The sequence below is a fragment of the Streptomyces sp. NPDC051018 genome (genome assembly GCF_044456085.1).
GTDB lineage: Bacteria > Actinomycetota > Actinomycetes > Streptomycetales > Streptomycetaceae > Streptomyces.
The window spans coordinates 278,209-292,495 of the sequence record NZ_JBITFN010000010.1; the positions used below are offsets into that span (position 1 = coordinate 278,209).

The 14,287-nt window shown below is 71.4% G+C and carries 13 protein-coding genes; 7 read left to right on the forward strand and 6 right to left on the reverse strand.

Going from position 1 to position 14,287, the window contains the following annotated elements:
• Positions 1–90 precede the first annotated feature (90 nt).
• The gene (locus tag ACIBCM_RS19760) at positions 91–1,332 is read left to right on the forward strand and encodes an RNA polymerase sigma factor (RefSeq protein ID WP_399244848.1); all 1,242 of its coding nucleotides are present in this window, start codon (positions 91–93) and stop codon (positions 1,330–1,332) included.
• Between the two features lie 195 nt (positions 1,333–1,527).
• Positions 1,528–2,217, forward strand: coding sequence for a hypothetical protein (locus ACIBCM_RS19765; RefSeq protein ID WP_399244850.1), 690 nt, complete (start codon positions 1,528–1,530; stop codon positions 2,215–2,217).
• 72 nt (positions 2,218–2,289) lie between these two features.
• Here ACIBCM_RS19765 and ACIBCM_RS19770 read toward each other — a convergent pair whose 3' ends face one another.
• Complete coding sequence (locus ACIBCM_RS19770; protein WP_399244852.1) at positions 2,290–2,943, reverse strand: hypothetical protein; 654 nt, start codon at positions 2,941–2,943, stop codon at positions 2,290–2,292.
• A gap of 1 nt (position 2,944) precedes the next feature.
• Complete coding sequence (locus tag ACIBCM_RS19775; protein WP_399244910.1) at positions 2,945–4,174, reverse strand: SAM-dependent methyltransferase; 1,230 nt, start codon at positions 4,172–4,174, stop codon at positions 2,945–2,947.
• Between the two features lie 141 nt (positions 4,175–4,315).
• On the opposite strand from ACIBCM_RS19775, the gene ACIBCM_RS19780 reads away from it, so the two are divergent.
• From ACIBCM_RS19780 to groL, 4 genes are all read left to right on the forward strand, one after another.
• Entirely contained in the window at positions 4,316–5,302 is a 987-nt protein-coding gene (locus tag ACIBCM_RS19780) for a polysaccharide deacetylase family protein (RefSeq protein ID WP_399244854.1), read from the forward strand.
• A 213-nt stretch (positions 5,303–5,515) separates the two neighbouring features.
• Positions 5,516–6,112 (forward strand): hypothetical protein, encoded by a 597-nt coding sequence (locus ACIBCM_RS19785; RefSeq protein ID WP_399244856.1) that lies wholly within the window; start codon positions 5,516–5,518, stop codon positions 6,110–6,112.
• 384 nt (positions 6,113–6,496) lie between these two features.
• On the forward strand, positions 6,497–6,805 hold the full coding sequence (gene groES / locus ACIBCM_RS19790; protein ID WP_399244857.1) for a co-chaperone GroES: 309 nt from the start codon (positions 6,497–6,499) through the stop codon (positions 6,803–6,805).
• A 153-nt stretch (positions 6,806–6,958) separates the two neighbouring features.
• Entirely contained in the window at positions 6,959–8,584 is a 1,626-nt protein-coding gene (groL, locus tag ACIBCM_RS19795) for a chaperonin GroEL (protein WP_399244859.1), read from the forward strand.
• Positions 8,585–8,787: 203 nt separating this feature from the next.
• On the opposite strand, the gene ACIBCM_RS19800 is transcribed toward groL, so the two are convergent.
• The 3 genes from ACIBCM_RS19800 to ACIBCM_RS19810 all read right to left on the reverse strand — a co-directional run bounded on the left by ACIBCM_RS19800 (position 8,788) and on the right by ACIBCM_RS19810 (position 12,156).
• The gene (locus ACIBCM_RS19800; protein WP_399244911.1) at positions 8,788–9,774 is read right to left on the reverse strand and encodes a hydroxyacid dehydrogenase; all 987 of its coding nucleotides are present in this window, start codon (positions 9,772–9,774) and stop codon (positions 8,788–8,790) included.
• A 762-nt stretch (positions 9,775–10,536) separates the two neighbouring features.
• On the reverse strand, positions 10,537–11,310 hold the full coding sequence (locus tag ACIBCM_RS19805; protein ID WP_399244861.1) for an SDR family NAD(P)-dependent oxidoreductase: 774 nt from the start codon (positions 11,308–11,310) through the stop codon (positions 10,537–10,539).
• Between the two features lie 174 nt (positions 11,311–11,484).
• Positions 11,485–12,156: an MOSC domain-containing protein gene (locus ACIBCM_RS19810; RefSeq protein WP_399244863.1), complete on the reverse strand. Its 672-nt coding sequence runs from the start codon at positions 12,154–12,156 to the stop codon at positions 11,485–11,487.
• An 80-nt stretch (positions 12,157–12,236) separates the two neighbouring features.
• Between ACIBCM_RS19810 and ACIBCM_RS19815 the strand changes: the two genes are divergently transcribed.
• A complete protein-coding gene (locus ACIBCM_RS19815) occupies positions 12,237–13,133 on the forward strand; it encodes a LysR family transcriptional regulator (RefSeq protein ID WP_399244865.1) in 897 nt (298 codons plus the stop codon).
• A 640-nt stretch (positions 13,134–13,773) separates the two neighbouring features.
• Here the strand turns inward: ACIBCM_RS19815 and ACIBCM_RS19820 are convergent.
• Positions 13,774–14,103, reverse strand: a complete 330-nt coding sequence (locus ACIBCM_RS19820) for a WhiB family transcriptional regulator (protein WP_399244867.1) — start codon at positions 14,101–14,103, stop codon at positions 13,774–13,776.
• Positions 14,104–14,287 lie beyond the last annotated feature (184 nt).

The window sequence follows — 14,287 nt, forward strand, 5'->3', positions numbered from 1 at the left end:
GAACACGCGCGTGATAGCGCACAAGGACGGGAACCCGCCCTGACCGCCCGCGCTTGCCGACGGTGCCCATGGCTGTTCTGATGGGTGGCCGTGACGACAGCGAGCGCGGTGGAAGCGGTGTTCCGGATCGAGTCGGCGCGGATCATCGCAGGTGTCACCCGGATCGTCCGGGACGTGGGCATCGCCGAGGAGATCGCGCAGGACGCCCTGGTCGCCGCGCTGGAGCAGTGGCCGGAGTCCGGCGTACCGGACAAGCCGGGCGCCTGGCTCACGGCCGTCGCCAAGCGCCGCGCCGTCGATCTCGTACGCCGCAAGGAGAACTACGCCCGTAAGCTCGCCGAGGTCGGGCGGAGCCTGGAGGACGCCCCGCCGCCCGACGAGCCGCCGGACCCCGATGACATCGACGACGATCTGCTGCGGCTGATCTTCACCGCCTGCCATCCGGTGCTGTCCACCGATGCCCGGATCGCGCTCACCCTGCGGCTCCTGGGCGGGCTGACGACCGAGGAGATCGCCCGTGCGTTCCTCACCGCCGAGCCGACGGTCGCCCAGCGCATCGTCCGCGCGAAGCGCTCCCTGGCCAGGGCGGGTGTTCCCTTCGAGGTGCCGTACGGCCCCGATCGCGCGGAGCGTCTCGGCTCCGTGCTCGAAGTCGTCTATCTGATCTTCAACGAGGGGTACTCGGCGACCGCCGGCGACGACTGGCTGCGCCCCGGCCTCTGCGAGGACGCGCTGCGGTTGAGCCGGGTGCTGACGGGACTGATGCCCGGCGAGTCCGAGGCGCACGGCCTGGCCGCGCTGCTGGAGATCCAGGCGTCCCGGATCCCCGCCCGCACCGGCCCCGACGGCGCCCCCGTCCTGCTCGCCGACCAGAACCGCACCCGCTGGAACCGTCTGCTGATCGGCCGGGGCTTCACCGCGCTCGCCCGGGCCACCGCGCTGGGCGGGGCGCCGGGGCCGTACGCCCTCCAGGCGGCGATCGCCGCCTGCCACGCGCAGGCGGTCCGCTACGAGGACACCGACTGGCGGACCATCGCCACCCTCTACGGGCAGTTGGCGGCGCTCGTCCCCTCCCCGGTCGTCGAACTGAACCGCGCGGTCGCCGTCTCCATGGCCGACGGTCCGGAGGCGGGCCTCGCCCTGGTGGACGCGCTGGCCTCCGAGCCCGCGCTGAAGGAGTACCACCTGCTGCCGAGCGTGCGGGGCGATCTGCTGGCCCGGCTCGGCCGCGTCGACGAGGCACGCGAGGAGATCGAGCGCGCCGCCGCGCTGACCCGCAACGAACGGGAACGGGATCTGCTGCTGGTCCGCGCGGCCCTCCTGGACGGCTGACGGCCAAAGGCAGAGGGCAGAGGGCAGAGAGCCGAGAGCCGAGTGCTGAAGGCCGTCGGCTGCCGGCTGAGTCCGGTGAGCGGCCGGCTGCCCTCCGTACGGCGGGCGAGGACCACGGGCCCGGAACGGCAAGCTCCTTGTGGATCATGCGAGTTGACCCCGGCGGACCCCGTCGCGGCCGATAGTCTCGCGCGCATGCCGGAGCTCCCCCCACCTCCACCCCCGCCGTCCGGGCCGGGGCACCCCCGCTGCACGGGCGCCCGGACCGCGCCCCGGCGCCCGGACCGCGAGACCCTGCTCGCCGACCGGACACGGGCCCTGGAGGAGTTGACCCGACGGTCCGTCGGCCCGGTGCGGCTGCTGCTCCTGTTACTGGTGGTGGCCGGATGTGAACTGGCCTGGGCCCTGCTGAGCACCGCGCTGATCTCGCTGGACGACACCGTGGACGGGTTCACGGTGATCTTCGCCGTCGTCACCTGCCTCCTGGCTCTGCTGGCGCTCGTGCCGTCGGTGGCCGCCCTGGTCGTCGGTGTCCGCCGCGACCGGGCCGTACGCGCGCTGCTCCGGCAGTGGGCGGCGGTGGCCGTCGACCCGGCGGGGGACACCCGCCATCAGAGAACCGGTTCGGTCGTGTCCTGGCTCCTCGTGTCCCTGGCGCTCACCACGGGTGGTCTGTGGCTCACCACCCTCGCGCCCGCGAGCGCCGACCCCGCGCGGGACACCGGCCGTACGACGTACAGCCTGTTCGCGTTCGCCCTGGGGACGGGTCTCATCCTCTGCGCGGCGGGTGTGCTCGGCCTGATCAAGGCGATCGACCACCACCGCTGGGCGGCCGGGCTGCTCACGGTGGTACCGGCCCGTGAACGCGGCGGAGCCCACCGCTGAGCCGATGACCGGGGGCACGGGCCCGGCGAGGGCACAGCGAGGACACGACGAGAGCACGCCGGAGGAGTCCTCTCAGGCCCGGTGACGGTCTTTCAGATGTGCGGCACCGAGAGCGACCACGGTCGACAGCGTGGCGGCCGTCGCGCCGGACGCGTGCGCGAGCAGCGCCTCGCCGAAGCCCTCGAACCGTGAGACGAGCGCCAGCGCCTCCACCGCCTGCCCGAGCATGGGAACGACATCCCACTCGCAGTTGGGGTGTTCATTGTCGAGCCAGTTCTGATGGCTCTCGGCGAAGGAGCCGTACTCACCGTCGTACGCCCAGGCGTCCAGGTTCATCAGCAGCGGGAACCGGGCCCGGGCCTCCCAGCCCGCGAGCGGAACCTCGTCGTACGGTGTGTCCGCCTGCCGGTCGGTCAGCCTCAGCAGCATCGCCAGATCCGTCATGAACTCGGTGATCGGCCTGCCGTCCGCCGCCTTCGTCCACATCTCTCGTTCCGCCGGTGGACACCGCGCGAACAACTCGGGTGTCAGGGTCATCGCGAGATAGTCGAGCTGGGACGCGAGCGGCTGGAGCGGGTGCCGCCAGGACGCCTCCCAGTACTCGGTCCGCGTGGTCCGCTGGAACCGCAGGACCTGCCACTCCAGCGGATCCGGCCCGCTCGCAGCCGCCCCGACGATCTGTATCAAAGGTCCGGTCGTCAGCATGCCTTCGGGATGCAGGGGCATTTCAGGAAGTCCCTTCGCTCTTGGGGGTTCCGGCTGATTCCTCAGAGGTCTCGGCCGATGCGGATACGGGTCGGCCGATCAGCATCGAGGGGGCTCCGGCGATCCTGGTCAGAAAGACGGTCGCCGCGTTCGGTCCCTGGGGCTTCACCCTGCGGCGCACTTCCTCCGGCTCCACCGCCGAGCCGCGCTTCTTCACCGTCAGCGACCCGATCCCGCGCTCGCGCACCAGCGCCTTGAGCCGCTTCAGACCGAAGGGCAGCCGGTCGGTGATCTCGTACGCGGTGGCGTACGGCACCGGCCGCAGCGCATCGGACGTGATGTACGCGATCGTCTCGTCGATCAGCCCGCCCTCCAGCTCCTCGGCGGCCTCGGCGACCAGATGCGCGCGGATGACGGCGCCGTCCGGCTCGTGGAGATAGCGGCCGACGGGACGGACCGGGGGGTTCGGCAGGCCCCGGCCGGTCAGGGTGTACGGACCGGGGAGCAGGGTCGCGGTGACGGCCCGCGGAGCCGTGCCGGACCACAGCACGGCCTCCTTCACCTCGCCCCCGTACGAGATCCACTCCGCCGCGAAATCGTCGGGGACCAGTTCATGGGGGACACCCGGCGCGATCTTGAGTGCCGCGTGGGGACGGGCGCGGGCGGCGTCGATCGCCCAGGAGAGCGGCGGGGAGTACGCCTCCGGGTCGAACACCCGGCCCCTGCCGCCCCGGCGGGCCGGATCGACGAAGACGGCGTCGTACGCGGAGGTGTCGGTCTCGGTCACATCCGCGCACCGGACCTCGATCAGATCCGCCAGCCCGAGCGCTTCGGCGTTGGCGCGGACGGCGGAGGCGGTCAGCGGGTCGCGGTCCACCGCCAGCACCCGGATGCCCGCGCGGGCCAGGGCGATCGCGTCACCGCCGACACCGCTGCACAGATCCGCCACCGAGCGCACCCCGAGCGCGGTGAAACGGGCGGCACGGTACTCGGCGACCGGTCTCCGGGTGGCCTGCTCGACACCGTTCGGTGTGAAGTACATGCGGTACGCGTCCTCCGCGCCGAACTTCGCCACCGCCCGCTGGCGCAGCCGGGCCTGGCCGAGGGCGGCGGAGACCAGGTCGGCCGGGTGGTCGCGGCGCAGCCGGGTGGCGAGCGCCAGCTCCTGCGAGGGGTCGTGGTCGCGGAGCCGGGTGAGCAGGGCCTGGCCCTCGTCGGTGAGGAGCGCGGAGAGGTCGTTCACCCGGTCCATTGTGGGCCAGGAGCGGTGTCCCCTGTCGGCCAGGAGGGTCACGGTCCGCAGGTGGTGGCGGTGTCGTCCGGCTCGTACGGATCCGTGCTGACAGGATCCGGCGCCATGCAGCTAGTCAGACAAAACGGAAACAGTGCGGTAATGCAGGGCATCGGCCGCGCGGCAACGGCCGGGAGAGGCGGTCCGGGGGCCGCCCGGGGCCGCTCCCGGCGCCGGGCGGTCGCGGCCGCCCTGCTCGCCGGATTCCTCGGCTCGGCCTGTGCCGCCGAGGTCCCGGACGGCCGGGTCGGCGCGAAACAGCAGCCCGGGCAGCACGCCGAGGCCGAACAGGTCGAGAAGGCGGACCAGGCGGCGCGGCAGGCGGGGCCCGCCGGTTCGCTGGCCGCGTATGTGAACCGGGTCAAGCGCACCCAGGCCGCACGCGCCACGGCGGCCAGGAAGTGGGGGCTCGCCAAGACGCCGCTGCCCGCGCCCCAGCCGCCCACCGTCAAGCCCAAGCTCACCACCCGCAAGGGCTTCGAGGTGAAGGGTGGCGCGTCCTTGCCGCCGGTCTTCACGACGGTGCCGGTGAAGGAGAAGATCGTCTTCCTGACGATCGACGACGGCGCGGAGAAGGACCCCGAGCTGCTCCGCATGATGAGCGACCTCCAGATCCCGTACAGCGCCTTCCTCAGCGACTATCTGGTCAGCAGTGACTACGGCTACTTCCGCCGGATGCGCGACCGTGGTGTCCCCCTGCACAATCACACCCTCAACCACCGCTATCTGCCCGGCCTCTCGTACGCCGCGCAGCGCAAGGAGATCTGCGGCCAGCAGGACATCCTCCAGAAGCGGTACGGGAAGCGCCCCCCGCTCTTCCGCCCGCCGTACGGCAATTACAACGAGGACACCCTGCGCGCCGCCCAGTCCTGCGGCATCAAGGCGGTGCCGCTGTGGGCCGCCGAGGCGTTCCCCGACCACATGGAGTGGCGGGAGTGGGACCGGGACCTCCATCCGGGCGACATCATCCTCACGCACTTCCGGGGCCGCGACGACTGGAAGGGCTCCATGCCCGACATGATCCGCCAGGTCATGAAGACCGTGACGGACAAGGGGTACGCCGTGGCCAGGCTGGAGGACTACGTATGAGCCGTCGTCCGGGGGTCCTTGCCTGTGCGCCCGCAGAGCCCACGGCACCCACAGAATCCTCATGTCCTTGACGATTCAGCAGCAGCAGCCTCTGTCGGCGCAGTCGTTGCCGTGGCTGTCGTTGTTGAAGTCGTCGCCGTTGCCGGAACTATCGGAGTTGTTCCGTCCGGGCTGGAGCGGGGCGCCCGGGCGGCCTGTCGGGGAGGGGCGGGCATGACGCGAGTCCCCGGCCTCGTCAGGGGATGGGCCGGGGCTCTCGCGGTGGTGGCCGGGGTGATGTCCGGAACCGCCGGCTGCCTGCCGCCGTCCATGGACCCCGCCGTCTCCGTCGACCCCATCGAACGGCTCGGGCGCAAGGCGGTTCACTCCCACAACGGCGCGACCGGCGCGGGTGGTGCCCGGGCCGGTGGTGCCCGCCCCGGGCCCGGGGGAGGGCGGTCCGGCGGATCGGGCGCGGAAGGGGCCCTGTCCGGGCCGGGCGGGGAAGCAGCCATGCCCGGGCCGGGCGCGGAGAAGGCCGGGCCGGGAGCCGGGGAGACCCGGCCCGGAGACCCCGGACCGCCCGCGTACGGCTCTCGGCGGACCCCGGTGCGGAAGGCCACGGGCGAGACGGCCGCCTCGCCCGCCGGGCGCTCGGTGCACCCCCGTGCCGGCACGGGAGCGTCTTCGCGGGGGATGCGCGCCCCGGCGCTGACCGAATCCACGACGCGTCTGCTGGACCGTATCCACCGCGTCCACCGCGTCCGTGACTCCCCCGCGCACCCCCGCCGGACCGTCCACCCGTCCCGCCCGGGCGGCCGTGTTCCCTGAGAGGGCACGCGGGCCGACAGGGCCGGCAGAGTTGGCCGGGTCGGGCGGGTCGGGCTCGCCGGAAGCGTCCGCGGGACCGCCGGGGGCGTGCCGCCTCCGTACCGGGACCGGCGGGGATCCGGCGCCGGGAAACCCGTACGAGTGGCTGCCCCCAGGGGGCGTGCATGCCTGTTGATCGCCCCCGTCGTACCCCCGCCACGCCCGCCGCATTGGCACTCCGCTTGACCGAGTGCTAATCGCAGTCATAGTCTCGGCTCTGGCACTCCCCACCGGAGAGTGCCAACACAGCGACGGGCAGGTCCGGCACCCGCGACGACGGATCGACCTGGTCGCCACCTCTAGATCAGTTAACCCCGTGAGATCTCCGAAGGGGGAGGTCGGATCGTGACGACCGCCAGCTCCAAGGTTGCCATCAAGCCGCTTGAGGACCGCATCGTGGTCCAGCCGCTCGACGCCGAGCAGACCACGGCCTCCGGCCTGGTCATCCCGGACACCGCGAAGGAGAAGCCCCAGGAGGGCGTCGTCCTCGCGGTAGGCCCGGGCCGCTTCGAGAACGGCGAGCGCCTGCCGCTCGACGTCAAGACCGGCGATGTCGTGCTCTACAGCAAGTACGGCGGCACCGAGGTGAAGTACAACAGCGAGGAGTACCTCGTCCTCTCGGCCCGCGACGTTCTCGCGATCGTCGAGAAGTAAGCCGGAACAGGTCGGGGTTCACGGGATCGCTCCCGCGAACCCCGTACCCGGCACGTACTCCGTTTGTCTTGATCTGCGCCCCTGGCCCCCGCTGACCTCATATCCGGGCGCTGGGGGCGCAGTTCGTATTCAGAAGAGGACAGGAACGCTCTCATGGCGAAGATCCTGAAGTTCGACGAGGACGCCCGTCGCGCCCTCGAGCGTGGCGTCAACAAGCTTGCCGACACCGTCAAGGTGACGATCGGCCCCCGTGGCCGCAATGTCGTCATCGACAAGAAGTTCGGCGCCCCCACCATCACCAACGACGGTGTGACGATCGCCCGCGAGGTCGAGGTCGAGGACCCGTACGAGAACCTCGGCGCCCAGCTGGTGAAGGAGGTGGCGACCAAGACCAACGACATCGCGGGTGACGGCACCACCACCGCCACCGTTCTGGCCCAGGCGCTGGTCCGCGAGGGTCTGCGCAATGTCGCCGCCGGTGCCTCCCCGGCCGCGCTGAAGAAGGGCATCGACGCCGCCGTCAAGGCCGTGTCCGACGAGCTGCTCGCCACCGCCCGTCCGATCGAGGACAAGGCCGACATCGCCGCCGTCGCCGCGCTCTCCGCTCAGGACCAGCAGGTCGGTGAGCTGATCGGCGAAGCCATGGACAAGGTCGGCAAGGACGGTGTCATCACCGTCGAGGAGTCCAACACCTTCGGTCTGGAGCTGGACTTCACCGAGGGCATGGCCTTCGACAAGGGCTACCTGTCGCCGTACATGGTGACCGACCAGGAGCGTATGGAGGCCGTCCTCGACGACCCGTACATCCTGATCAACCAGGGCAAGATCTCTTCCATCCAGGATCTGCTGCCCCTCCTGGAGAAGGTCATCCAGGCCGGTGGCTCCAAGCCGCTGCTGATCATCGCCGAGGACGTCGAGGGCGAGGCGCTGTCGACCCTGGTCGTCAACAAGATCCGCGGCACGTTCAACGCCGTGGCCGTCAAGGCCCCCGGCTTCGGCGACCGCCGCAAGGCGATGCTCCAGGACATGGCCACCCTCACCGGTGCCACCGTCATCGCAGAGGAGGTCGGTCTCAAGCTCGACCAGGCCGGTCTGGACGTACTGGGCACCGCCCGCCGCGTCACCATCACCAAGGACGACACGGTCATCGTCGACGGCGGCGGCAACGCCGAGGACGTCAAGGGCCGGATCAACCAGATCAAGGCCGAGATCGAGTCCACCGACTCCGACTGGGACCGCGAGAAGCTCCAGGAGCGCCTCGCGAAGCTGGCCGGCGGCGTGTGCGTCATCAAGGTCGGCGCCGCCACCGAGGTGGAGCTGAAGGAGAAGAAGCACCGTCTGGAGGACGCCATCTCCGCGACCCGCGCCGCGGTCGAGGAGGGCATCGTCTCCGGTGGTGGCTCCTCGCTCGTCCACGCCGTCAAGGTGCTGGAGGGCAACCTGGGCAAGGAGGGCGACGAGGCCACCGGTGTCGCCGTCGTCCGCCGCTCCGCCGTCGAGCCGCTGCGCTGGATCGCCGAGAACGCCGGCCTTGAGGGCTATGTCATCACCTCCAAGGTCGCCGAGTTGGACAAGGGCCAGGGCTTCAACGCCGCGACCGGCGAGTACGGCGACCTGGTGAAGGCCGGTGTCATCGACCCGGTCAAGGTCACTCGCTCCGCCCTGGAGAACGCCGCGTCCATCGCGTCCCTGCTGCTCACGACCGAGACCCTGGTCGTCGAGAAGCCGGCCGAGGAAGAGGCCGACGCCGGACACGGCGGCCACGGTCACTCCCACTGACCGATTTCGCCACGCACCACGGCCGAGCCCGGTGCCCCCGTCGCGGGGGCACCGGGCTCGGTCCGTTTCGGGGTGGTATGGGTGGGGGCGGGGCCTGGGCCCCGGGGATTCGGGTCTTCTGCCGCGGTGGTTCCGGTGGTTCCGGTGGGCCGGGGGCCTGTCGTCGGGCGGTCCGCTGGCCCCGCCCCCGTGCCACCCGTGCCCTACGCGGAGCGTCCCAGCGTTTCGGCCGGGACCGGCTCGGCGAACGGCAGCCCCTTCCCGTAACGCTCCAGCTCGTCGAGGGCCAGATCCGCCATCCGGTGCAGCTCATTGCCGAGTGATCCCGCGATGTGCGGGGTCAGCAGCACATTCGGCAGGGTGTACAGGGGCGAGTCCGCGTCCGGAACCTCCGGCTCCATCACATCGAGTACGGCGTACAGACGGCCCGAGACCAGCTCCGCCAGCAGTGCGTCGCCGTCGATCAGCGAACCGCGCGAGGTGTTGATCAGGGTGGCCCCGTCCGGCATGAGCGCCAGCCGCCGGGCGTCGAGCATATGGCGAGTCGCCGCCAGTTCCGGGGCATGGACCGAGACGATGTCGCTGCGCCGGCAGAGCCCGTCCAGATCGGTGCGTACGACACCCAGCGCGGACGCCTCCGCGTCGGTCGCGTAAGGGTCGTACAGCAGGACCCGTACGTCGAACGGGCGCAGCAGCTCGATCACCCGCCGTCCGATCCGGGACGCTCCGACGATCCCCACGGTACGGCGGTAGTTGCCCGTGTCCGCGAGCTCCCGCAGCCAGTCGTGGGCGCCGCGCAGCTCCGCGTGGAGCCGGGCCGAGGGCAGGACCCGCTTGCCCGAGAAGAGGATCGCGGCGAGCGTGTACTCGGCCACGGGCAGTGCGTTCGCCGACGCGGCGGAGGACACCGCGAGCCCGCGTTCCCAGCAGGCGTCGGTGATGTGGTGCTTCACGGAACCCGCCGCGTGGACGACCGCGCGCAGCCGGGGAGCGGCTTCGAGTACGGCGGCGTTCAGCTCGGGCGCTCCCCAGCAGGTCAGCAGCACTTCGGCCGTGGCGAGCGCGGCTGCGATCCGGGGGTCGGGGGCGGTCAGCTGATGGGCGATCAGCCCGGGATCGGTGCGGGCGAGCGCGGTGAGCCGGGCGAGATGGCGGTCGGTGAACAGCCGCTCGGCGATACCGGGCTCCATGGCGAGCAGCACCTCGGGGCGGGGGTCCCGGCCCCGGAGTCCTCCCGGGTCCCGGTCCCGGAGCCCTGCGGGGTCCCGGCCCTGGAGCTTTGCGGGGTCCCGGTTTCCGCCTCCGTCGTCTCCGTCCCTGCCCTCGTCCCCGCCCATGTCCATGCCTCCGCCCTTGCCCGAGCCGCCGTCCTCCTGCATGTCCCCGTCTCCGTCTCCGTCCCCGTCTCCGTCCAGGTTTTCATCCCCCTCCGGGTCCCCGTCCTTGTGCGTGACCCGGCCTCCGGGCCCGGCTCCGGCACGGGCCCGGACTCCGGCTCCGCCCCTGGCTCCGGCTCGGCGGGCGTCACTGTCAGTGGCGTGGTGCATGGTGGTATCAGCACTCCTCGTGCAGGGGTGTTGCACATTCCGTGACCGCTGATGTCTTTGCCGGAGGTACCCATGAAGCTGTTTCGCACCGGTCGGCCGGGTCCGCTCAACCCGTCCGCACCGGGCATCTGCCGCCGCCTGCCCCACTTCCCCGCCTCGGCCCCGGCCCTTGCCCTTGTTCTTGCCCTGAGTCCGGCCCTCGTCCTGGCCTCGGCTCTCGTTCTCGCGGTCGTCCCCGGCCCCGGTTCGGCTCTCGTTCTCGCCGGGTTACCGGTCATCGCCCTGGTCGTGACCGGGGCCGCCGTTCTGCGGAGGGGCGTGGCGACGGCCCTGGCGACGGGGCCCCCGCCGGGTGCGCCGATCGAGGAGCGGACCGGGGCCGCCTGGGCACCAGCGGCCACGCGCTTACCGCGGGCCGTACTTCCTGCCCGTCTTGGACGTGATTCCGCCCAGCAGCCCGCGCGGTGCGAGCTTCACCGCTCCCATCAGCGCCTTGTACCGAGGGTCGGGAACGGAGACCGTCTTCCCGCGCGCCAGATCGGCGAGCGCGGCCTCCACCAGCTTGTCCGCGTCCAGCCACATCCACCCGGGGATGTTGTCCGTACCCATCCCGGCCCGCTGATGGAACTCGGTGCGGACGAAGCCGGGGCACAGGGCCATCAGCCGTACCCCCGACCCCGCCATGTCCCGTGCGACGCCCTGGGTGAACTGCACGACCCACGACTTGGACGCGCCATAGGTCCCCCGGGGCACAAAGGCCGCCACCGACGCCACATTGACCACCCCGCCCCGGCCGCGCTCGCGCATCGGCCCGGCCGCGGCGGCCGTGAGCCGCAGCACGGCCTCGCAATGGACCTTCAGCATCGTCAGCTCATCCGCCATGGACACTTCGAGAAAGCGCCCCTTGTTGCCGAAGCCCGCGTTGTTGACCAGCAGATCCACGGGGTGGCGGCGATCGGCGAGCCGCTGCTCGACCGCCGAGATCCCGGCGTCCCGCGAGAGGTCCGCCGTCAGCACCTCGGCCTCGATCCCGTGGCGGTCGTGCAGTTCGGTCGCCTGCTCCTGCAGCCGCTTGGTGTCGCGGGCCACCAGGACCAGATTGCGTCCATCGGCAGCGAGCCGCCGCGCGAACGCGGCACCGATCCCCGCGGTCGCTCCCGTAATCAGTGCAGTCGTCATAGGCGGCACGTTAGTGCCCCGCGTGCCGGTCCGGCGTATGGACCTTCCCCGTCCGCCGCCCCTTCACCACGACCACGAACTGCCCTGTCATTCCCCGGTCTTCGTGGTACGGCAGACGGTAGTGGTGCGGATGAGGCGGACCCCGTACGCCCCTCGCACTGCTCCCGGTACCGCTTACTTCTCCTGGTACTTCTCCTGGTACGTGCGCGCGATGCGGAGGAGCTCCGGATGGAGCGCGTCGCCCGCCGCGAGAACCGACGGCAGCAGGGTCCGCTCGGTGCTCTTGGCGCGGAACGTCAGGGAGACCGTCACGCCGTGGTCCGGACGGTACGCGATCTCGATCGGGTCGCCCGAGCGGATCTCCCCGGGCTCGACGACCCTCAGATACGCACCGGGCTCGGCCTGTCGCGTGAAGCGTTTGACCCAGCCCTTCTCGCCCAGCCAACCCGCGAACGTACGGCAGGGAATCCGGCCGCTCGTCACCTCCAGCACCACCTGCCCGCCGATGCGCCAGCGCTCACCGATCAGTGCCCCGCTGACATCGAGCCCGGAGGTGGTGAGGTTCTCGCCGAAGGTGCCGTTGGGAATCGGGCGGCCGAGTTCCCGCTCCCAGAAGTCCAGATCCTCACGCGCGAAGGCGTACACCGCCTGGTGGGTGCCACCGTGATGGCGCAGATCGCAGACCGCGTCACCGGCGACGCCGCTGCCTCCCTCACCCTCCGGACCGGGGTCTGTCACCCGAACGGGTCCGTCCGTCGGCCGCTTGTCGATACCGGTGAGACCGCCGGGCGAATCGGAGTAATCGACGGCCTTGGGACGGCCCACATTCACGGTCAGAAGTTTCATGAGCCCACGCTAACCTTCGGTGCCTCAAACCATCCAGCCAGTTATTACCGCTGCCTCCAAGTTTCTCTTATAGTCGAAGGATGATCGAGGCCCGCCATCTCCGAGTGCTGCGCGCGGTGGCCACCACCGGTTCGTTCTCCGCCGCGGCCCGCGCCCTCGGGTGCACACAGCCCGCCGTCAGCCAGCAGATGAAGGCCCTGGAAGCGTCCGCGGGGACCCCGCTGCTCATCCGTACGGGCCGGGAGATGCGGCTGACCCAGGCTGGAGAGGCCCTCGTACGTCATGCCTCCGGCATTCTCGCCGGGCTCACCGCGGCCGAGGAGGAGGTCGCGGCCATCGCCGGACTGCGTGCCGGGCGGGTCCGCCTCGTCTCCTTCCCCAGCGGCAGTTCCACCCTGGTCCCCACCGCCCTGGCCGCCCTGCGCGCCGCCCACCCCGGCACCCGGGTCTCCCTCGTCGAGTCGGAGCCGCCCCGCTCGGTGGAGATGCTGAGGGACGGCGACTGCGATGTGGCACTCGCCTTCCGCTACACCGGTGCCGAGCGCGACGCGGAATGGGACGACCTGATCGTCCGCCCCCTGCTCACCGACCGCCTCGTCGGGCTCGTCCCCGAGCAGCACCCCCTCGCCGAGTCCGGCACGGTCTCCATCGGCGACCTCGCCGACGAACCCTGGATCGCGGGCTGCCCGCGCTGCCGCCGCCGGCTGGTGGAGGTGTGCGAGGCGGCCGGGTTCACCCCCCGTATCGACTTCGCCACCGACGACTACCCGGCGGTGATCGGACTGGTGGCCGCGGGCCTCGGTGTCGCGGTGCTGCCCGAACTGGCCCTGGAATCGGTACGCCCCAAGGCCACCCGTACGGTCGTGGTGGAGCCCCGGGTGACCCGCGAGATCGTCGCCCTCACCCTCCCCGACCTGGCCCAGGTCCCGGCCGTCGCAGCGACCCTCACCCACCTCGCCCTCGCCGCCTCCCCCTGACCCGCCCCACACCGCCCCCTGCCCCGCCTGCCCTTCGCGGCCCCTGCGGAGGCCACACCGACCCCGGCCCGTGCCACCCCGCACGGCCACGCATCGGCCGGGCAGCGCTACCGACGGGGACACCGGCTGTTTCCGTAACGCCGGCTGTTTCCGTAGCACCGGCCGTTTCTGTCAGTCGGCTGTTTCGGTCGTACGGGCCTTCGGGCCACGCGGTCCGGGTCCGTCGGATCGGCCCGGCGCCCGTGTCTGCCGGGCCCGCAGTGGCTCCGTGGCCCCTCGCCCGCCCTGCCCCTGACACATGCTCCGCTCCGCCGGAGCGCGGTCGACTCCCGCCCGGACCGGGAGCGGGCCTGGGGGAGGAGCCGGGGAAGGGCCGCCCGCCGGGCCGGCCCGGCACGGAGACCGGCCCGGCCGCGAGTGCGCCGCCCCCCGAACCGAACCCCTTCCCCATGGGACCCCATCGGACCCCGGGGGCCCCGGGCATGCCGACTTGCCCGTACCCGTACGGATACGGGGAGGGGCGGCCCCGGCAGGGTCCGCCCACCGGGGGCTTGCCCGGAGAGCGCGGGGTCGCATCGAGCCCGGCGGGGAGCCCGGACGCCCTCTACCTACAGAAACGTTTCTTCGTTTATGGGGAGCATCACCCTCGTCCGCCCGCCCCCGAGGCGCCGCTCGTTGCCGGGATGAGCCGGTGCCGTGCGCGTCCCATCAGTTCCTCGCGTTCGTCCTCCGTCAGTCCGCCCCACACGCCGTACGGCTCCCGCACCGCCAGCGCGTGTGCCGCGCATTCCGCGCGTACCGGGCACCTCATGCAAACCTCTTTCGCCGAGTTCTCGCGCGCACTCCTCGCGGCACCCCGCTCGCCTTCGGGGTGGAAGAAGAGTGAACTGTCCACCCCACGGCAGGCCGCGAGGAGCTGCCAGTCCCACAAGTCGGCGTTGGGTCCGGGAAGGCGGGAGAAATCTGCCATAGCGCTTGCCCCTTGAAACCGTGCTGAGTGGATTCGGTCAGGTCGTGCGCGTACCGGGTACGAGCCGCACCCGGCACCCGCACCATGCCCCACGACCGTACATCTACTATCGAAGTAGATGTAAATATGATTCATTGCGAATCTAGCCCCAGACACTACTCAAAGTGAAGAAATGCGTCTAAAT

Bases quoted from the DNA above. Each gene is read 5' to 3' on its own strand.
- groL (WP_399244859.1), top strand. From the start codon at position 6,959: ATGGCGAAGATCCTGAAGTTCGACGAGGACGCCCGTCGCGCCCTCGAG.
- ACIBCM_RS19765 (WP_399244850.1), top strand. From the start codon at position 1,528: ATGCCGGAGCTCCCCCCACCTCCACCCCCGCCGTCCGGGCCGGGGCAC.
- ACIBCM_RS19820 (WP_399244867.1), bottom strand. From the start codon at position 14,103: ATGGCAGATTTCTCCCGCCTTCCCGGACCCAACGCCGACTTGTGGGAC.
- ACIBCM_RS19780 (WP_399244854.1), top strand. From the start codon at position 4,316: ATGCAGGGCATCGGCCGCGCGGCAACGGCCGGGAGAGGCGGTCCGGGG.
- ACIBCM_RS19805 (WP_399244861.1), bottom strand. From the start codon at position 11,310: ATGACGACTGCACTGATTACGGGAGCGACCGCGGGGATCGGTGCCGCG.
- ACIBCM_RS19810 (WP_399244863.1), bottom strand. From the start codon at position 12,156: ATGAAACTTCTGACCGTGAATGTGGGCCGTCCCAAGGCCGTCGATTAC.
- ACIBCM_RS19800 (WP_399244911.1), bottom strand. From the start codon at position 9,774: ATGGAGCCCGGTATCGCCGAGCGGCTGTTCACCGACCGCCATCTCGCC.
- ACIBCM_RS19815 (WP_399244865.1), top strand. From the start codon at position 12,237: ATGATCGAGGCCCGCCATCTCCGAGTGCTGCGCGCGGTGGCCACCACC.
- ACIBCM_RS19785 (WP_399244856.1), top strand. From the start codon at position 5,516: ATGACGCGAGTCCCCGGCCTCGTCAGGGGATGGGCCGGGGCTCTCGCG.
- ACIBCM_RS19770 (WP_399244852.1), bottom strand. From the start codon at position 2,943: ATGCCCCTGCATCCCGAAGGCATGCTGACGACCGGACCTTTGATACAG.
- ACIBCM_RS19775 (WP_399244910.1), bottom strand. From the start codon at position 4,174: ATGGACCGGGTGAACGACCTCTCCGCGCTCCTCACCGACGAGGGCCAG.